Origin of the sequence: Arthrobacter sp. SDTb3-6, assembly GCF_013376095.1 — a bacterium.
Taxonomy (GTDB): Bacteria; Actinomycetota; Actinomycetes; order Actinomycetales; family Micrococcaceae; genus Specibacter.
In genome coordinates this window covers 1-18,933 of sequence record NZ_JAAMFN010000008.1, presented here as the reverse complement: position 1 = coordinate 18,933, position 18,933 = coordinate 1, and the positions used below count along the sequence as shown (strand labels likewise).

Below are 18,933 nucleotides of genomic sequence, written 5' to 3'. Positions count from 1 at the left end.
TGCGCCTAACATTGACCCATGCGCATAGTTGTTTTGGTTTCCGGGACCGGCTCCAACCTGCAGGCGGTGATCGACGCCGTCGCCGCGGGGGAACTGCCCATGGAAATCGCCGCGGTGGGGGCCGACCGCCCCGGCACCTTCGGCATTGAGCGGTCCGCCGCCGCCGGCCTGGAGACCTTTGTGGTCAATTTCAAGGACTTTGCGGCCCGCGCGGACTGGGATGCCGCGCTGCTGGATGCCGTCGCCGCCTACAAGCCCGACTACGTGCTTTCCAGCGGCTTCATGCGCATCGTGGCGCCGGGCTTCATCGACGCGTTCGCGGGCCGCTACGTCAACACGCACCCGGCCCTGCTGCCCGCGTTCCCCGGCGCCCACGGGGTCCGCGATGCCCTCGCCTACGGCGTGAAGGTCACCGGCTGCACCGTCCACTTTGCCGACGCCGGCGTGGACACCGGCCCCATCATCGCCCAGACCCCCGTGGCGGTGCTGGACGGCGACACCGAGGAAACCCTCCACGAACGCATCAAGGTGGCCGAACGCGAACTGCTCGTCAAGGTCCTGGGAGACCTCGCCCGCGCCTGACTCCGCCGTTCTTCCGGTCTGTGTTGCACTTGTTGGACGGATTTGCCCGAAAAACGGGGTTTTTCGTCGAAGTCCTGCAACACAGATTGACCGCGTGCGGGGCGGAGGGCCTACTAGCGCTTGCGGCCCAGGAGCAGCGAGGCCAGGGCCGTGGCACCCGTGACCGTGTAGACGGCAGGCCAGGCGCCCATCTTCTTGGCCAGCGGGTGCGACGCGCCGAAGGCGGCCAGGTACGTGGCCGTGAGGGCGGCCGCGGTGCCGGCACCGGCGTTCTTCTTCCAGCCAAGGAACGCAGCCGCACCGGCAGCGGCCAGGACGGCGCCGCCCAGCTGGCGGTTCTTGGTGGAGCGGGCGGTCTGGAAGCCGCCGATCAGGCCGGCAGTGGTGAAAACGGTGGGAAGCAGGGCGCCCATGATTCTCCTCAAGACAAGAGTTGGATTTGCAGCCAACACTACCGGCTGAAAATGGATGAAGCCTGAGCGGCAGGCTGACAGTGTCCCGGACTTCGCCGGCCGGGCTGATCCGGCCCATGCAAGGGCGGTGCCCGGGCCGTACCCTGCGTATCAGTGCAGGGGCGCGCCCTTGGTTTCCGGGGCGGCGAAGGCCATCCAAAGGACGGCCAGCAGCACCAGCGCACCGGTCAGCGCATACGTCAGCGGCAGGCCCAGCACCGGCCACAGCAGCGAGCCGAAGATAAGGGGGACCAGCCCGGCGCCCACACGGGACATGGTGGACGCCCAGCCAAAGCCGGTGGCCCGCAGGTGGGTCGGATACAGCTCCGAGACGTAGGTGTACAGCACCGGGATGGCCACCTGGACCACAAAGCCGAACACCAGCAGCCACAGCTGTGCGGCAGCGGGGGCTTTCAGCACCAGGGCGAAGACCACCAGCGAGAGCGCGGCGCCGGGGCCCGTGACGGCCAGGATCCATTTGCGGCCCACGCGCTCCACCAGCAGCGCCGCGGCCACCACGCCCAGGAAGCCGATGGCCGTCATCGACGCCGTGGCGATGAAGGCCTTGTTCTCCGCATAGCCGGTGGCGACCAGGATGGACGGCATCCAGGTCAGGGCACCGTAATAAACCAGCAGGACAGTCAGGAACAGCGACCAGGCAATGCCGGTGATCCGCCAGTTGAAGCGCCACAACCCGGCCAGCTGCCCGGTGACGCTGCCCATCGACAGCCGTGGCACGTCGGCCGGATCCGGCAGCCGCCACGGCCCCACCTGTACGCCAGTGCGCTCAATCAGCCGCCCAATGACGGCCTCCGCCTCGGCGGGCCGTCCCGCACGGACCAAAAACAGGGGCGATTCGGGCACGTGCCGGCGCACCCAGAACACCAGCAGCGCCGGCAGCACCAAAACCAGCATCAGGAGGCGCCAGTTGTCGAAGGAGGCCATGAGCACGGCCGAGACGACGCCGCACAGCGACGCGCCCACCGGCCACCACGCGTCCATGGCCGTCAGCACCCGGCCGCGGTGTTTGCGGGGCGTAAACTCGCCCACCAGGGCGTAGTCGACCGGGATGCACCCGCCCAGCCCGAACCCGGCCAGGAAACGGAATGCGCAAAACAGCACGATGTCGTTGGAGACGGCGCCCAGCACGGTAAACACCGAAAAGACCAGCAGGGTCAGGGTGAACGCCGTCTTGCGCCCGATCACGTCCGCAATGGAGCCCCAGACAAAGGCACCCACGGCCATGCCGATCAGGTTCGCCGCGCCGATCCACGCGGCCTGCCCCGGAACCAGCCCCCATTCCTTGGACAGCAGCGGGATCAGGAAGCCGTTGAGCGCCACGTCCCAGGCGTCGAACATGAAGCCGAGCCCGCCGATGATGAAGATGCTGCCCTGCACGCGCCAGCGCCACGGCAGTTCCTGGACCACCGCATCGCCGGTGGCTGTTGCCGTGTTTGTGCCCATGGCACTTACCCCCGGTTAGTTAAAGTCACTTCTACCAGAATAGACGACGTCGGACACCGCCTGGCGCAGGCCCGTCGCGTCATCGCCGTCCCGGCGGGGGCTCACCCGGTTGCTCAGGAGCGCAATCGTGATTCCGTTTTCCTTGTCCACCAGCAGGGAGGTGCCGGTGAACCCGCCGTGCCCGCGGGCGTCGCGCCCGGCCGATCCCATCCACGGCTGCTGGTTGATGCGCAGTCCCAGGCCGTGGCCGAAGCCGGGGTCGGCCGGGTTGAAATGGCTGCCCAGCACCTCCGGGAGCTGGCTGCGCCACATCTCGTCGGCCAGGCCGGCGGAGAGGATGCCGGCCAGGCCGGTGCGGAGGGCCTCGCCGAACACGGCCAGCGCGGGGGCCGTGGCGAACATGCCGGCGTTGCCGCTGAGACCGCCGAGCGACCACGCCGCCTCGTCGTGCACAATGCCGCGGACCAGCCCGCGGCCCAGTTCCGGCTGGTACTCGGTGGGGGCGCAACGCTGCGGATCCGGGGCGCCCGTGATGCCGTCCGTGCCGAGCCTGGCCAGCACCCGGTCCTCGACGAGCCGTGCCCACGGCATCGCCGTAACGTGTTCGGCCAGCGCCATTGCGGTGTTGAAGCCGGCGCACGAATACGCAAAGCGTGTTCCCGGCGCGGCCTCCAGCGCGGTGCCGAGGAGGTCGTCGATGAGCAGGATGCGCTCAAAGGACCGGCCCCGGGCCAGCGTCCTTTCCCAGCCGCGCCATTCCGAGGGCAGGCCCGAGGTGTGCGTGAGCAGGTGGCGCAGCGTGACACCGGCCTTCCCGCCCTGCGCGTAGGCCGGCAGCCGTTCCCCGACCGGGGTGTCAAGCTCCAGCAGGCCGCCGTCCACCAGGGACAGCATGGTGACGGTGCTGAACAGCTTGGTCACCGAGGCGAGGTCAAAAAAGGTGCCCGGTGCGGCGGTCCCGGCCGTGACGGCAGGCAGCGTTTCCCCGGCAATCACGACGGCGCAGCCCGCCGCCGGTGCCACGCCGTCCGCAACTGCCCGGCCAAGGAGGTGCCGTATTTCCGTGGTCAGGCGTTCGTAAGGTGCAGGCATGGGTGGGCTCCGGCGTCGTGGTTCAGGGGGTCCCGGCGGCGAGGGCAGCCGGCAGGAAGCCGCCGCTGCGTTCGAGCAGGGCGGCGGATTCGGCCGCGGGGAGGCCGGTCAGGACCGCGAGGATGGCGGCCTTGACGTGGCCGCCGGCGGCTTCGAGGGCCGCCGCGGCGGTGGCGGAGTCGCATCCGGTGGCCTGCATCAGGGTTTGTGCGCTGCGGGCGCGGAGCTTTTCATTCGTGGCGCGCAGGTCCACCATGTAATTTTTGTAGGTCTTGCCCAGGCGGACCATGGTGATGGTGCTGAGCATGTTCAGCACCAGTTTTTGGCAGGTGCCGGCCTTCAGCCGCGTGGAGCCGGTGAGCACTTCCGGGCCCACCTCGATCTCCAGGGCGGCGTCCGCGGCAGCGCCAAGGGGGGAGTTTTCGTTGCAGGAAAAGCCCACCGTATAGGCGCCCCGGCGGCGTGCGGCAGCGACGGCGGCGACGACGTACGGGGTGCGGCCGGACGCCGCGATGCCGACCACCGAATCATTCTTGGCCAGTTGCAGGGCAGCCATGGCCTGCTGCGCCGCTTCCGCGCTGTCCTCGGCATTTTCCACGGCCTGCCGTACGGCCGCGCCGCCACCGGCAATGACGCCCACCACTTGCGCCGGGTCGGTGCCGAAGGTGGGCGGGCACTCGCTGGCGTCCAGGACCCCGAGCCGGCCGGGGGTGCCGGCACCCACGTAGATGAGGCGGCCGCCGTCGGACATCCGGTGGGAAATTTCATCGATGACCGCTGCGATGGCGGGGACGTGGCGCTGCACCGCTGCCGGGACCAGGGCGTCTTCGGCGTTCATGGCCGCGGCAAGTTCGGCGGTGCTGAGGGCGGCCAGGTCGGGGTGGGCGGGGTTGGGCTGCTCGGTGACGAGGGTGCGCAACTCGGCGCGGATGTCCCCGGGGGCTTGGGGGTGGCCTGCCGGGGCGGGGGCGGCGTTCGGCACGGGGTCCGGGGTGGTCCTGGAAGTGGTCAAGGCGCGCCTTCCCTGCAGCAATAGGGTGGGCCGTAGTTCGGATTACGGCCTTCTGTAACGATTGTAAATTATTTACCAACTGTGCGGCAGAAGGCCCCTACAATGAGGGAACCACGGCCGGGAGGACCCATTGAGCATTCAATCTGTCATTTACGCGAAACGGTCGTCGCTGACTCCCGCGGCCGCGCGGGTTGCGGACGTCATCCTGGCCGACCCCTCCGTGGTCCTGTCTCACACGGTGACGGAATTGGCACAGATGTGCTCCACCTCGGATCCGACGGTGGTGCGGTTCTGCCGGGCCGTGGGGCTGGCCGGTTATGCGCAGCTGCGCCTGGAAATGGCCGCCGAGCTGGGACGTGAAAGCGCAGCCGCCGCGGAGGTGCGCGATCCCGCGTTCGGCGACGACATCAGCCCCGGCACCTCCCTTGCGGACATGGTGGAGCGGATCCGCTTCTCCGAGGTCATGGGGCTGGAGGAAACCACAAGGAACCTGGACCTCGCGGCACTGGAACGGGCCGTGAAGCTGGTTGCTGCCGCCGGCCGGATCAATGTTTACGGCGTGGGGGCCGGCGCCGTGGTGGCTGAGGACCTGCGCTACAAGCTGTTCCGGATCGGGCTGAACGTGTCCGCCTTCGGCAACGCGGACAATGCCCTGATGGGCGCCTCGCTCATGACGGCCGGGGACGTCGCGGTGGCGTTTTCCCACGGCGGGAAGACGGCGTCGGTGGTCGAATTCCTCCGGCTGGCGCGGGCGTCGGGCGCTCCGGCACTGCTGGTGACCAATGCGCCGGCATCCCCGGCCGGCGCCGAGGCGTCCGTGTGCCTGGCCACCATGGTCCGCGAGACGGCCTTCCGGTCTGGGGCCATGGCCTCGCGGATGTCCCAGCTGGCCGTGGTCGACTGCCTGTTCGTTGCCGTGGCCCAGCGCCGCTACGACCGCTCCGTGGCCGCCCTTGCTGCCACGCACCAGGCGGTCGTGGGCACCGACACCGGCGGCTCGCGCGCCTGAGCCCGGGTCCCCGGCCCCAACTGGGTCGCACTTATTACCGATTTCGCGGCGTTTTTCCGGCAAATCCTGCAACTATTGCGACCTACATGGTGGGACCGGGGGCACCTGTGGATAACTTTCTGCGCGGCCCCGCGCTAATTGCCATGATGGAAGGATGTTCCAGCAGCCAGTGGTCCCGCCGGCGTTGTTGACGGGGCCCTTCACCACCCGCCAGGCCGCCGAGCTCGGCGTCAATTACAGCCGCCTGCGTCATGCCGACGTGGCCGGGCTGAGCCGTGGCATCAAGTCCTTCAGCGACGAAGACCTGCCCCTGGCCCTGCTGACCCGGCCGTACACGTTCGTCACCGGGTACTCGGCGGCCTCGCACGCCACGGCCTTCGCCATCTGGGCATTCCCCGGGTTCCTGCCGGTGGCACATCCGGAAAAGATTCACATAGCGCGGCAAAAACCGCACGCCATTCCCCGCAGGACCGGCGTCACCGGCCACCGGACCGAATTCCGCGACGACGAGGTGGAATGCCTCAACGGGCTGTGGATTACCACAAGGGCCCGCACCTGGCTGGACTGTGCGCGCCGAATGGGCGTGGCGGAACTGGTGGTGGTGGCGGACCACCTGATCCGTGTTCCGCGCCCGGAGTTCGAGGGACGCAGTGCACCGTATGCAACGCGCAAGGACCTTGAACTCCTGCTGGACCGCCACAAGGGCACCCCCGGCATCCGCAAGGCCCGTGCCGCCCTCAACCTGGCCCGCGTTGGCTCGGACTCGGCCCAGGAGACGCACCTCCGCCTGGCCATGGGGTTCGCCGGCCTGCCGGAGCCGGACATCAACGTCAGGGTTGAGCTGGCGGGCGGCCGCTCGCGCACCCCGGACGCTTCCTTCCCCCGCTATCGGGTTGCCGTGGAATACGACGGCGGCACCCACGCCGGGACCGACCAGCAGGTCCGCGACATCCGCCGCCAGGAAGACTACGAGGCCGCAGGGTGGATCGAGGTCCGCATCGGCAAGGAACACATGAAGGACGACGCCAAGGCCGCGGTGCGCAAAATCCGCCGGGCGTTGCAAAGCCGCGGCTGGCGCCCCAAGCCCGGCCCAACTGGGTAGCACTACTTACCGAAAATCGTCGATTTTCCCCCGCGAAACGGTAACAAGTGCGACCCAGTTGCTCAGCGGGCAGGGGTGAGGAGGCGGACCACGGCCTCGGCGCTGACGCGGCTGAAGCCGTGGCAGTGGACGGTGGACAGGGCGGTGCCGGTGGCGGTGCCGGGTTCGGGGGGCAGTCCGGCGTTGATGCACAGGGCGCGGGGTGCGACGGCGGCCACCGCGGCCAGGGTGGCCTGCTGCATCGGCGAGGACAGGGCATCGACCAGCACCAGCACCGGCTCGCCCTGCGAGGCGGCGGCGGAGACCAGGTCGGAGAGATCCTCCGCGCTCAGCAGCGACACGTCGGGGACGCAGACCTCGTAACCCTCCAGCAGCGCCGTGGCGAGAAAGTTGTCCGTGGCCCCGGCCGCCATGTTCGGCGCGGTGCGGGCGTCAACGAGCGTGACGACGGCGTCCGGACCGGCCAACGCCACGGCCCCCGCCCCAGGGTCCACGCGGCAGGCCCGGGCCGCCACGTCCACCCAATCGACTTCTCCGTCCTCGCACGCACCGCCTTCACCGCACCGGGAAGCCTCCTGCGACCACTGCACAAAGGCCGCCACGCGCCCGGCCGCCGCCTGCAAAACCTCGACGGGCAGGCGGCCGGAGGATACGGCGCTGTACACGGCGTCAAAAACCTCGGTGTAGCAGGCCTCGTCGTCGCGCCCGGTGGTGTAGGCGTTCAGCGGGTTGCCGACACAGAGCAGGTCGGCGCCGGCCAGCAACGCCAGGACGGCGCCCTCGCCCGGGCCGACGGTGGCCCGCACCGCGGCCATGTCCAGGGCGTCGGTCACCAGCAGGCCCCCGAAGCCAAGGTCGCGCAGCAGGGCCCCGGCCCGCGGGTTCAACGTTGCCGGCGCGTCGCCCAGCCCGGGCACGACGATGTGGGCGCCCATCACGGCGGCCACGCCGGCGTCGAACGCGGCCTGGAATGGCGGCAGGTGGTGCTCGCGCAGCTGCGCCAGGGTCAGTTCCACGCGCGCCACGTCCAGGTGGGAATCCGCCACGGTGTCACCGTGCCCGGGAAAGTGCTTGGCGCAGGCTCCGACGCCCGCCGCCTGGATCCCGGCCACCGCGGCGGCAGTGTGCGCACTGACCAGCGCCGCGGAGGAACCGAAGGCACGCACGCCGATCACCGGATTCAGCGGGTTTGTGTTGACGTCGGCCACGGGCGCAATGGCCAGGTTCACCCCGGCGGCGCGGCACAGGCCGCCGATCGCCCGCCCCGCCGCAGCCGTCACCTCCACATCGTCCAGGGCGCCCAGCACCGCCGCGCCGGGAATGGCGGAGCCCCCACGTGACTGGAGCCGGGTCACGTTCCCGCCTTCCTCGTCCACGCCGACGACGGCGGACGGGTTGGCTGCCCGGATGGCGGCAGAGAGTGCCGGGAGCTGTCCGGGGACGTCGGGGTCGATGTTGTGGCTGAAGTAGACCACCCCGGCCAGCCCGTCGCGCAACGCCCGGTCCAGCCACCCGGGGACCGTGGCGCCCACAAAACCGGGCCAGATGACGGCGTTGACCAGGCGGCTGAGGCCGGCTGCGGGGCAGTGGTGCGGGTCACGGAGGGCCATGGCTGACAGCCTACCCGGTGGTAGTGGCATAAACTCAAGCTGTCGCCATCATCGACCAACCCCTGGAGAAAATTCTGTGACCAGCGTACTTAACCGTGTTCCAATCCGCCGGGCCCTGATTTCGGTCTACGACAAAACCGGGCTGGAGGAGTTGGCCACGGGGCTGCACGCCGCCGGTGTTGCCATCGTTTCCACCGGCTCCACCGCGGCCAGGATTGCCGCCGCGGGCGTCCCGGTCACCGAAGTGTCGGAGCTGACCGGCTTCCCGGAGTGCCTGGACGGCCGCGTCAAGACCCTCCACCCCATGGTCCACGCCGGCATCCTGGCCGACCGCCGCCTGCCCGACCACGTCCGCCAGCTTGAAGAGCTGCACGTGGAGCCGTTTGACCTGGTGGTGGTGAACCTCTACCCGTTCGTGGACACCGTGAAGTCCGGCGCGGAGCAGGACGCCGTAGTGGAGCAGATCGACATCGGCGGCCCTTCCATGGTGCGCGCCGCGGCCAAGAACCACCCGTCCGTGGCCGTCGTCGTGGACCCCGCCAAGTACGCCGACGTGGTGCTTGCCGCGGCCGAAGGCGGCTTCACGCTGGCCGCCCGCCAGCGCCTGGCTGCCGCCGCCTTTGCCCACACGGCGGCGTATGACAACGCCGTGGCGTCCTGGACGGCCTCCCAGTTCCTGGACGAGGACGGCGACGGCGTGGTCGAGTGGCCCGCGTACGCCGGCTACTCGCTGGAACGCTCCGAGGTGCTGCGCTACGGTGAAAACCCCCACCAGCAGGCCGCACTCTACGTGGACCAGGCCGCCCCGGCCGGCATTGCGCAGGCGGACCAGCTGCACGGCAAGGCCATGAGCTACAACAACTTTGTCGACGCCGACGCCGCCCTGCGCGCAGCGTTCGACTTCGACGGCCCCGCCGTGGCCGTGGTCAAGCACGCGAACCCCTGCGGCGTGGCCGTGGCCTCCGCGGATGCCGACGACCCCATCGCCGACGCCCACCGCAAGGCCCACGCCTGCGACCCCGTCTCCGCCTACGGCGGCGTCATCGCCGCCAACCGCACCGTCACCGCCGGCATGGCCCGGACCGTGAAGGACATCTTCACCGAAGTTGTCATCGCCCCGGACTTTGCACCCGAAGCCGTGGAAATCCTGTCCAAGAAGAAGAACGTCCGCCTGCTGGCCCTGCCCGACGGCTACGGCCGCTACCCGGCAGAGGTCCGCCAGGTTTCCGGCGGCATGCTGGTGCAGGTGAGCGACCGGATCGACGCCGACGGCGACAACCCCGCCAACTGGACGCTCGCCGCAGGCCCCGCCGCCGACGAATCCACGCTGGCCGAGCTCAAATTCGCCTGGACCGCCGTCCGGGCCGCCAAGTCAAACGCGATCCTGCTCGCCAAGGACGGCGCCACCGTCGGCATCGGCATGGGCCAGGTCAACCGCGTTGACTCCTGCAGGCTGGCCGTGGAGCGTGCCAACACGCTCGGTGTCCAGGTGGAATCCACCGTTGACGCCGCCGGCGGCGCAGCGGGTGCCGAAGGCGTCTCCGAAAGGCGCGCGGTCGGTTCCGTTGCCGCCTCGGACGCGTTCTTCCCGTTCGCCGACGGCCTGCAGATCCTGCTCGACGCCGGCGTGAGCGCCGTGGTCCAGCCCGGCGGATCCATCCGCGACGAGGAAGTCATCGCGGCCGCCAACGCGGCCGGCGTCACCATGTACTTCACCGGTTCCCGGCACTTCTTCCACTGAGTTGATCGCCCCAGGGCGCTTCCGCTGCACCACCGAATGCAAGCATCAAATTCGGTGGTGCAGCTTCGGTGACCTGTCGGGCGCCTGACGCACATTATGTGCACCATCAAATTCGGTGGCGCCCTTTAAGTGCCACAATGCCGGGAATGTCTGTCGGGGATGGCATGCTGTGTGGAAAGCAACATCAAGACGGCAATCCACCGGGGGAGTGGGAACGATGTCAGTTTGGGTGGTCGTGGCGGTGGGCGTCCTTGCGCCCATTGTGGTGGCATTGCTGGCGGCGCTGGTCGTGCGCCGGCTGCGCGGAAGGCCGTCGGATCCGGCGGCAGCGCCTGAATCCGGGCCGGATGCCGGAGTGGACGTGCACCATGGTGCCCACCAGCAGGCCGTGCAGCAACGCGTGAACCAGCAGGTCAACGCCCGGCCGCCGTCGTACTTTAAGAAACCCGGCTCACTTGTCCGGATCGGGCGTGCGCGTGCCGAGCTCGGCATCGAGGCGCAGGAGGCCGTCGCCGTCGTCGCCAATCAGGTTGATCCGGCCAATGATTTCACTGACGGAGGACTCCTCTTCGAGCTGTTCGTTGATGAACCAGTTCAGCAGCGGGATCGAGTCGATGTCGCCCGTTTCCTGGGACATCCGGTACAGGTTGCGAATGGAATCGGAGACCTGCTGCTCGTTGTCCAGGGCGGCCTTGAAGGCATCCAGTGGCGACTTGATGGTGAGATTGGGGGCCGTGATGGCTTCAATCCTGGGGCAAGCCTCGCGGTCAACCATGTGGTCGGTGAACCTCTGCGCGTGGCCCAGCTCCTCGCCGGATTGGATCAGGAACCAGCTGGCCATGCCGGGCAGGTTCCTGAAGTCCATTTCGATGGACAGCTGGCGGTACACCATGGCGGCCTTGAGCTCCATGGTGACCTGGTCGTTGACTGCGTCTGCGAATTTCCCTTTGAGTTCCATGTGATCCACGCTACTTACTGCGCGGTGACTTGTCAGGTGTTCGGGTCACAAAGCAGGCCCCCTCCCCGCCGATACACGGCAGAGGGGCCCATTCGGGTAAGTTGGAGGGGAAGAAAACGAAATCATTTTCGCATTCCACCGTTGTAATTTTGTAGGAGACGCCTCACCCATGGCCAAGATTATCTACACCCACACCGACGAAGCGCCCATGCTGGCGACCTATTCGCTCCTGCCCATTGTCCAGGCGTTCGCCTCGACCGCAGGCGTCGAGATCGAGACCCGCGACATCTCACTCTCCGGCCGCATCATCGCCGTCTTCGGCGACTACCTCGCCGAGGACCAGCGGATCGAGGATGCGCTGGCTGAACTGGGTGCCCTGGCCAAGGACCCCGATGCCAACATCATCAAGCTGCCGAACATCAGCGCGTCCATCCCGCAGTTGAAGGCCGCCATCGCCGAACTCCAGGGCCAGGGCTACGCACTGCCGGACTACCCGGACGACCCCTCCACGGATGAGGAAAAGGACGTCCGCGCCCGCTACGACAAGATCAAGGGCAGTGCCGTGAACCCGGTGCTGCGCGAGGGCAACTCGGACCGCCGCGCACCCCTCTCCGTCAAGAACTACGCCAAGGCCAATCCGCACAGCATGGGTGCCTGGTCCGCGGATTCCAAGACGAACGTGGCCACCATGTCCGCCGGCGACTTCCGCCACAACGAGAAGTCCGTGGTGATCCCGGCCGACGACAAAATCAAGATCCAGTTCGTCGCCACCGACGGCACCGTCACCGTGCTCAAGGACTCATTCCCGGTGCTCGCCGACGAGATCGTGGACGGCACGGTCATGAACGCTGCAGCCCTGGACGAGTTCCTCAAGGCCCAGGTGGCCCGCGCCAAGAAAGACGGCGTCCTGCTCTCGGCACACCTGAAGGCCACCATGATGAAGGTTTCGGACCCGGTCATCTTCGGCCACGTCGTGAAGGCCTACTTCCCGGACCTGTTCGCCAACTACGGCGACGCCCTGGCCAAGGCCGGCCTCAGCCCCGCCAACGGCCTGGCCTCCATCCTCAACGGCCTGGACGCCCTGCCGGCCGATGCCCGCGCCGGCGTCGAAGCCGCCATCGAGAAGGGGTACGACGAGGGCCCCGCCCTGGCCATGGTCGATTCCGACAAGGGGATCACCAACCTGCACGTGCCCTCCGACGTGATTGTGGACGCCTCCATGCCGGCCATGATCCGCACCTCCGGCCACATGTGGGGCGCCGACGGCAAGGAACACGACACCCTCGCCGTCCTGCCGGACAGCAGCTACGCCGGCGTCTACCAGGTGACCATCGACGACTGCCGCGCCCACGGCGCCTTCGACCCGACCACCATGGGCACCGTCCCCAACGTGGGCCTCATGGCCCAGGCCGCCGAGGAATACGGCAGCCATGACAAGACGTTCGTCCTCGACGAGGCCGGCACCGTGCAGATCACCAACACCGCCGGCGACGTGCTCATCTCGCACGAAGTTGCCCCCGGGGACATCTGGCGCGCCTGCCAGGTCAAGGACATCCCGGTCCGTGACTGGGTCAAGCTTGCCGTCACCCGTGCACGCGCCTCGGCCACCCCGGCCGTGTTCTGGCTGGATGAGACCCGCGCCCACGACGCCAACCTCATCACCAGGGTCAAGGAGTACCTGAAGGAGCACGACACCGAGGGCCTGGACATCCGCATCCTCTCCCCGGAGAAGGCCACTGCCTTCACGCTGGAGCGCATCCGCCGCGGCGAGGACACCATCTCCGTCACCGGCAACGTGCTGCGCGACTACCTGACCGACCTGTTCCCGATCCTGGAGCTGGGCACCAGCGCCAAGATGCTCTCCATCGTCCCGCTCATTGCGGGCGGCGGGCTCTTCGAGACCGGCGCCGGCGGCTCCGCACCGAAGCACGTGCAGCAGCTGATCAAGGAAAACCACCTGCGCTGGGACAGCCTGGGCGAATTCCTGGCACTGGCCGTCAGCTTTGAGCACCTGGCCGTCTCCAAGGGCAACGCCCGGGCACAGATCCTGGCCGACACCCTGGACCGCGCCACCGGCACCTTCCTGCTGCAGAACAAGTCCCCTAAGCGCAAGGTCGGCGAGATCGACAACCGCGGCAGCCACTTCCACCTGGCCAAGTTCTGGGCCCAGGAACTGGCCGCCCAGACCGTTGACGCCGAACTGGCCGCAGCCTTCGCCGCCGTCGCCGCCGACCTGACGGACAACGAGGAAGCCATCGTTGCCGAACTGCTCGCGGTGCAGGGCTCCCCGGTCGACCTGGGCGGCTACTACCGCACGGACGCAGCCAAGGTTGCCGCCATCATGCGCCCGTCCGCCACGCTGAACAAGGCCATCGAAACCCTGGCCTAAATCCGCCGGTCGGGACCCCGCCGGTCGAGCCGGCACAAACCCCGGCGGTCGAGCCCGCCGGGACCTTGAAACCGCCCCGCCCAAGCACCGTCCGCAGGCAAGATAAAAGCCCGCCTCCCACCGGAGGCGGGCTTTTATTGTCCCCGGGCGCCGCCGTCGCCCTGTTCACCGCAAAATTCTCCCGTCCGTTATCAGATCTTTACGCTAAATGTGTCCCGGACCACATACTTGCGGGTAATGTCAGATCTCGTGAAGAGCAGGGAAACCTGGGGGACGAGGACGTCCACCGGGACTCTGCGACATAGTCCGGAAGGCGAATCTATGTACCGTAAGCAAGTGATGACCACCCTCGCAGCAGCCGCCACCCTTGGCATGCTCATGGCAGGGTGTGCGAATCAGGCCGCACCCCAGAGCAGCGGAAGCGCCGGTGGAGGCTCCACCACCGTCAACATTCCCGCGTTGACTTCCATCCAAACCCCGAAGGACGCCGTCCTGCCCGCGGGCAATGGCAAGGCCACCTGCCCGGCCACCACCACGCTGGCCTACATTGGCGCCGAAACGGGGGCCAACGCCCAGCTGGGCATCAACATTTTCAACGGCGTCCAGCTGGCCGTCTCCCAGCACAACAAGGCCAACGCCAACTGCCAGGTCCAGTTCAAGAAGTTTGACACCGAAGGCGACCCGAACAAGGCGACCGGCCCCGTCACCCAGGCCACCAAGGAAGCCGACATCATCGGCGTCGTGGGCCTGCCGTTCTCCGGCGAGTCCAAGGCCACCGGCAACATCTTCGAGCAGCAGAAGCTGGTCCACATCACCCCCGCCGCCACGAACCCGACGCTGACCCAGAACGGCTGGACCACGTTCTTCCGCGGCCTGGGCAACGACGCCGTCCAGGGCCCGGCAGCTGCGAAGTTCATCACCGGCAAGCTCGGCGCCAAGAAGGTCTACCTGGTCCAGGACGACTCCGACTACGGAATCGGCCTCGGCAAGACCACCTCGGACGGACTCGGTTCGGCCCTGATCGGCACCGACAAGGTCACCACCGGCCAGAAGGACTTCTCGGCCACGATCTCCAAGATCATGAACGCCAAGGCCGACGCGGTCTTCTACTCGGGCTACTACGCCGAAGGCGCCCCGTTTGACCAGCAGCTCGTGGCCAAGGGCTTCACCGGCACGTTCATCGGCCCGGACGGCCTGAAGGATGACCAGTTCATCAAGCAGGCCGGCGACGCCTCGGCCAACGCGTTCTTCACCTGCCCCTGCATCCCGGGCGAGTTGATCCCGACCTTCGAATCTGCCTACAAGGCAGCAAACAACATGGAACCGGGCACGTACTCGATCGAGGGCTACGACGCTGCCACCGTGCTGCTGGCAGGGATCGACGCCGGCAACCAGGACCGCGCCAAGCTGCTGAGCTGGGTCAAGTCCTACGACAAGGACGGGCTGAGCAAGCACTACAAGTGGAATGACAAGGGCGAGCTCCAGGCCCCGACCGTCTACGGCTACAAGGTTGAAAACGGCAAGATCGTCCCGATCGGCGCCATCGGCGAGTAATTCAGGCGCACAAGGCTGTGGGACGGGGGACCTCCGGCCCACAGCCTTTGCGTGCCACCCTATCCCGTTCGCTCTACCGGCAGCGGCCGGCCCATCCGAAGCCATGGGCGCTGCCAAGATCAGGATGTCCGAATGATTCCCACCCTCCTAACAATGCTCCCCGCATCCGCCTCCGACAGTTCGTGGATCACCTTTGATATTCCCTCGCTGTTGCAGAACTTTTGGTCCGCCACCTTTGACGGGCTGACGTTTGGCTCCATCTACGCCCTGGTGGCCCTCGGGTACACCCTCGTTTACGGCGTGCTCAACCTGATCAACTTCGCGCACTCCGAAGTGTTCATCATGGGCTGCTACGGCGTGTTTTTCACGCTCAGCTTCCTCGGCTTCGGCCCCTCCGCACCCAACCTGTCCATCGGCTCGATCATCGTCAACCTGCTGTTGGCGCTTGTCGTGGCCATATGCGCCTCGGCGCTTACGGCGTTCCTGCTTGAGCGGCTGGCCTATAAACCGCTGCGCAAACGCAACGCGCCGCGCCTGGTCTTTTTGATCACGGCCATCGGCGCCTCGTTCACCATCCAGTACACGATCTTCCTGGTCCGCGGACCCAACCCCGAACCGGCCCTGACCATGTTCAGGTCGCGGCCGATCTTTGAGGTTTTCGGGACCTTCATCTACGACCAGCAGCTGATCATTGTCATCGCGGCCGTGATCATGATGGTCATCACCGAACGCTTCATCAGCAAGTCCCGCACCGGGCGCGGCATCCGTGCCGTGGCCCAGGACCCGGACACCGCCACGCTCATGGGCGTGAACAAGGAAAAGATCATCATCACCACGTTCGTGATCGGCGGCATCCTCGCCGGCGCGGCCGCATTGTTCTACGTCATGAAGATCCCCTCCGGGGTCCAGTACAACGGCGGATTCATCCTGGGCATCAAGGCGTTCGCCGCGGCTGTCCTGGGCGGCATCGGCAACGTCCGGGGGGCGCTGCTCGGCGGCCTGCTCCTCGGGCTCATCGGCAACTACGGACAGATCCTGCTGGGCAACTCGCAGTGGACCGACGTTGTTGCATTCGTGGTCCTGGTGCTCGTGCTGCTGCTGCGGCCCGAGGGCATCCTGGGCACCTCGCTGGGAAGGAGCAAGGCATGAGCATGGTAGACGGGCCGACACCCCTTCACACCGCCAAAGGAGACCAGGCGGCCGAAAACCGTGAGGCCGTGGGGCTCCCGCCCGGCTCCAGCGCGGCAGCCCGCCGCAGGGGCTGGTTCAGCGGCCTCGGCGACAAGTGGCAGGCGCTGCCACGGCAAAAACAGTGGGCGTTCCTGATCCTGGTGGTGATCCTGGCGTACCTGCTGCCGGTCATCAACCCGCCGTTGATTTCCACCGAACCGGGCAACGACTTTGCACTGGCCTGCCAGACCATGGCCGTCTGGGCGCTCGTGGCCGTGGGGCTGAACATCGTGATCGGCTATGCGGGGCTCCTGGACTTGGGCTACATTGCCTTCTTTGCCGTCGGCTCATACGTGACGGCCATGCTGACCAGTTCCGACTCCACCTTCCTGAAGATCCCCTACCTGTGGACCCTTCCGGTGGCCATGGCGGTGACCATGTTCTTCGGCGTGCTGCTCGGCGTTCCGACGCTGCGCCTGCGCGGGGACTACCTGGCCATCGTCACGCTGGGATTCGGTGAAATTGTCCGCATCCTGGCCACGATCATCCCGGCCATGAAGGGCCAGGTCGGCTTCCAAAACGTCGGCCACCCGCCGGGAACGGATGCCAGCGGCGTGCCCATCTTTGCCAACTCCAACGGCACGCCCTGGTACTGGCTCACCCTGACCATCCTGATCATTGTGCTGCTGCTTGCCGGCAACCTGGAACGCAGCAGGGTGGGCCGCAACTGGATCGCCATCCGCGAGGACGAGGACGCTGCCGAGACCATGGGCGTCCCCACCTTCAAGTACAAGGTATGGGCGTTTGCCATCGGCGCCGGCGTGGGCGGACTGTCCGGTGCCCTCATGTCCGGGCAGGTCGGCTTCGTGAACAACCAGAAGTTCGACGTCGTCACCTCCGTGCTGTTCGTGGCCGCCGTGGTGCTGGGCGGGGCGGGCAACAAGGTCGGCGCCATCCTCGGTGGGGCCCTTGTGGCCTACATTCCGCTGCGTTTTACGGCGATCGCCGACTACAAGTACCTGATCTTTGGCCTGGCCCTCGTCCTGATCATGATCTACCGTTCGCACGGGCTGCTGGCCGCCCGGCAACAGCTGCTGGCCTATGGCCGCAATGCCTATGCCGCGGTGCGGGCGTCCGCCGATGCCAAGGCCGCCAAGGCCAAGCCCGGGCCGGGGAAGGAGGCCTCCTCATGAGCGAGTCAACGGAAGCAACCGGCCGGCATGCGGACACCGAGGTTGCCGGCGTCGAGGCGGAGGTGGCCGAGGCCGCCGCGCCGGAACGCGAAATTGCCGTCAGTGTCGGGGACGACCTCGTCGAGGTGAAGAACCTGACCATGAAGTTTGGCGGCCTGCTGGCGCTGGACAACATCAGCTTCACCATCAAGCGGGGGGAGATCCTGGGGCTGATCGGGCCCAACGGCGCCGGCAAGACCACCTGCTTCAACGCCATGACCGGCGTGTACAAGCCCACCGGCGGCCAGGTGCTGCTCGAGGGTAGGCTGCTCAACGGCATGAAGCAGCACAAGATCACCCGGGCCGGGCTGGCCCGCACCTTCCAAAACATCCGGCTGTTCGGCGAGATGACCGCCCTGGAAAATGTGGTGGTGGGGCTCGACGCGCGGCACAAGACCTCCGTGATCGGCGCCCTGCTGCGGCTGCCCCGCCACGTCCAGGAGGAGAAGACGGCGATCGAGCGGGGCATGGCCCTGCTGGAATTTGTGGGGATCGCCGACCAGGCCGCCACGCTGTCCCGGCACCTGCCGTACGGCAGCCAGCGCCGCCTGGAGATCGCCAGGGCCCTCGCCACGGACCCCAAGGTGCTGTGCCTCGACGAGCCGGCCGCCGGCTTCAACCCGGCGGAAAAGGAAGAGCTCATGCAGCTCATCCGCACCATCCGGGACGACGGCTACACGGTCCTGCTGATTGAGCACGACATGAAGCTGGTCATGGGGGTGACCGACAGGATTGTGGTGCTGGAGTTCGGGAAGAAAATTGCCGACGACGTCCCAACCGTGATCAGGGAAGACCCCAAGGTCATTTCCGCCTATCTAGGGGAGCCCGAAGATGACTTTGCTTGAGCTGAAAAACATTTCCGTCCACTACGGGCGGATCCAGGCCATCAAGGAGATGTCCTTCACGGTGGACGAAGGGGAGATCGTCTCCCTGATCGGTGCCAACGGCGCAGGCAAGACCACCACCATGAAGACCATCTCCGGGCTGTTGAACCCCTCCGGCGGATCCATCTCCTTCATGGGGGAGGACATCACGAAGATGAAGGCCCACATCCGGGTGGTGCAGGGGATCTCCCAGGCACCGGAAGGCCGCGGGATCTTCCCGGCCATGACGGTCCTGGAGAACCTTGACATGGGGACATTCGGCCGCAAGGACCGCAGCGGCGTCGGGGAGGACCTGGACCGCGTGTTCACGCTGTTCCCGCGCCTGAAGGAACGCCAAAAGCAGTTCGGCGGCACCATGAGCGGCGGCGAGCAGCAAATGCTCGCCATCGGCCGCGCGCTGATGTCCCGGCCCAAGCTGCTGCTGCTTGACGAGCCCTCCATGGGGCTGGCCCCGCAGTTCATCCGGCAGATCTTCAAGATCATCACCGAGATCAACACCCAGGGCACCACGGTGCTGCTCGTGGAGCAGAACGCCAACCAGGCCCTGGCCCGGGCACACCGGGCCTTTGTGCTGGAGACCGGGGAGATCACGCACAGCGGCACGGGCAAGGAACTGCTGGCAAACCCGGCCATCAAGGAGGCCTACCTGGGCGTCGGCTGACCCGCTGACGGAAGTTAACCT

16 protein-coding genes are annotated in these 18,933 nt (G+C 67.3%); 10 read left to right on the top strand and 6 right to left on the bottom strand.

The genetic code is table 11. The annotated features are described in order from the left end of the window. Positions 1 to 18 precede the first annotated feature (18 nt). On the top strand, positions 19 to 582 hold the full coding sequence (gene purN / locus G6035_RS05845; protein ID WP_176616143.1) for a phosphoribosylglycinamide formyltransferase: 564 nt from the start codon (positions 19 to 21) through the stop codon (positions 580 to 582). Between the two features lie 113 nt (positions 583 to 695). On the opposite strand, the gene G6035_RS05840 is transcribed toward purN, so the two are convergent. From G6035_RS05840 to murQ, 4 genes are all read right to left on the bottom strand, one after another. Continuing rightward, complete coding sequence (locus G6035_RS05840) at positions 696 to 995, bottom strand: hypothetical protein (protein WP_176616142.1); 300 nt, start codon at positions 993 to 995, stop codon at positions 696 to 698. A 150-nt stretch (positions 996 to 1,145) separates the two neighbouring features. Continuing rightward, positions 1,146 to 2,498: an MFS transporter gene (locus G6035_RS05835; RefSeq protein ID WP_176616141.1), complete on the bottom strand. Its 1,353-nt coding sequence runs from the start codon at positions 2,496 to 2,498 to the stop codon at positions 1,146 to 1,148. Positions 2,499 to 2,513: 15 nt separating this feature from the next. Next, positions 2,514 to 3,590 (bottom strand): serine hydrolase, encoded by a 1,077-nt coding sequence (locus G6035_RS05830; RefSeq protein WP_176616140.1) that lies wholly within the window; start codon positions 3,588 to 3,590, stop codon positions 2,514 to 2,516. Between the two features lie 22 nt (positions 3,591 to 3,612). Further along, complete coding sequence (gene murQ, locus G6035_RS05825; RefSeq protein WP_218062992.1) at positions 3,613 to 4,602, bottom strand: N-acetylmuramic acid 6-phosphate etherase; 990 nt, start codon at positions 4,600 to 4,602, stop codon at positions 3,613 to 3,615. A 130-nt stretch (positions 4,603 to 4,732) separates the two neighbouring features. Between murQ and G6035_RS05820 the strand changes: the two genes are divergently transcribed. Then, complete coding sequence (locus G6035_RS05820) at positions 4,733 to 5,611, top strand: MurR/RpiR family transcriptional regulator (protein WP_176616139.1); 879 nt, start codon at positions 4,733 to 4,735, stop codon at positions 5,609 to 5,611. Positions 5,612 to 5,765: 154 nt separating this feature from the next. After that, positions 5,766 to 6,713, top strand: a complete 948-nt coding sequence (locus tag G6035_RS05815) for a DUF559 domain-containing protein (RefSeq protein ID WP_176616138.1) — start codon at positions 5,766 to 5,768, stop codon at positions 6,711 to 6,713. 62 nt (positions 6,714 to 6,775) lie between these two features. On the opposite strand, the gene G6035_RS05810 is transcribed toward G6035_RS05815, so the two are convergent. After that, positions 6,776 to 8,323 carry a glycoside hydrolase family 3 protein gene (locus G6035_RS05810; protein WP_176616137.1) on the bottom strand — a complete coding sequence of 516 codons (1,548 nt, stop codon included), beginning with the start codon at positions 8,321 to 8,323 and terminating at the stop codon, positions 6,776 to 6,778. A 76-nt stretch (positions 8,324 to 8,399) separates the two neighbouring features. Here G6035_RS05810 and purH point away from each other — a divergent pair, with 76 nt between their 5' ends. Continuing rightward, a complete protein-coding gene (gene purH, locus G6035_RS05805) occupies positions 8,400 to 10,064 on the top strand; it encodes a bifunctional phosphoribosylaminoimidazolecarboxamide formyltransferase/IMP cyclohydrolase (protein ID WP_371130871.1) in 1,665 nt (554 codons plus the stop codon). 451 nt (positions 10,065 to 10,515) lie between these two features. On the opposite strand, the gene G6035_RS05800 is transcribed toward purH, so the two are convergent. Then, positions 10,516 to 11,022 carry a ferritin gene (locus G6035_RS05800; RefSeq protein ID WP_176616135.1) on the bottom strand — a complete coding sequence of 169 codons (507 nt, stop codon included), beginning with the start codon at positions 11,020 to 11,022 and terminating at the stop codon, positions 10,516 to 10,518. Positions 11,023 to 11,191: 169 nt separating this feature from the next. On the opposite strand from G6035_RS05800, the gene G6035_RS05795 reads away from it, so the two are divergent. The 6 genes from G6035_RS05795 (at position 11,192) to G6035_RS05770 (ending at position 18,912) form a co-directional block, all read left to right on the top strand. After that, complete coding sequence (locus G6035_RS05795; RefSeq protein WP_176616134.1) at positions 11,192 to 13,411, top strand: NADP-dependent isocitrate dehydrogenase; 2,220 nt, start codon at positions 11,192 to 11,194, stop codon at positions 13,409 to 13,411. A gap of 321 nt (positions 13,412 to 13,732) precedes the next feature. Then, positions 13,733 to 14,965, top strand: a complete 1,233-nt coding sequence (locus tag G6035_RS05790) for a branched-chain amino acid ABC transporter substrate-binding protein (RefSeq protein WP_176616133.1) — start codon at positions 13,733 to 13,735, stop codon at positions 14,963 to 14,965. Between the two features lie 132 nt (positions 14,966 to 15,097). After that, a complete protein-coding gene (locus G6035_RS05785) occupies positions 15,098 to 16,114 on the top strand; it encodes a branched-chain amino acid ABC transporter permease (RefSeq protein ID WP_176616132.1) in 1,017 nt (338 codons plus the stop codon). Then, positions 16,111 to 17,328 (top strand): branched-chain amino acid ABC transporter permease, encoded by a 1,218-nt coding sequence (locus G6035_RS05780; protein ID WP_176616131.1) that lies wholly within the window; start codon positions 16,111 to 16,113, stop codon positions 17,326 to 17,328. The genes G6035_RS05785 and G6035_RS05780 overlap by 4 nt, the downstream gene beginning before the upstream one ends. Then, a complete protein-coding gene (locus G6035_RS05775) occupies positions 17,325 to 18,212 on the top strand; it encodes an ABC transporter ATP-binding protein (protein WP_176616130.1) in 888 nt (295 codons plus the stop codon). Before G6035_RS05780 ends, G6035_RS05775 begins: the two co-directional genes overlap by 4 nt. Beyond that, a complete protein-coding gene (locus G6035_RS05770) occupies positions 18,205 to 18,912 on the top strand; it encodes an ABC transporter ATP-binding protein (RefSeq protein ID WP_371130882.1) in 708 nt (235 codons plus the stop codon). Before G6035_RS05775 ends, G6035_RS05770 begins: the two co-directional genes overlap by 8 nt. The last annotated feature ends 21 nt before the right edge of the window (positions 18,913 to 18,933 follow it).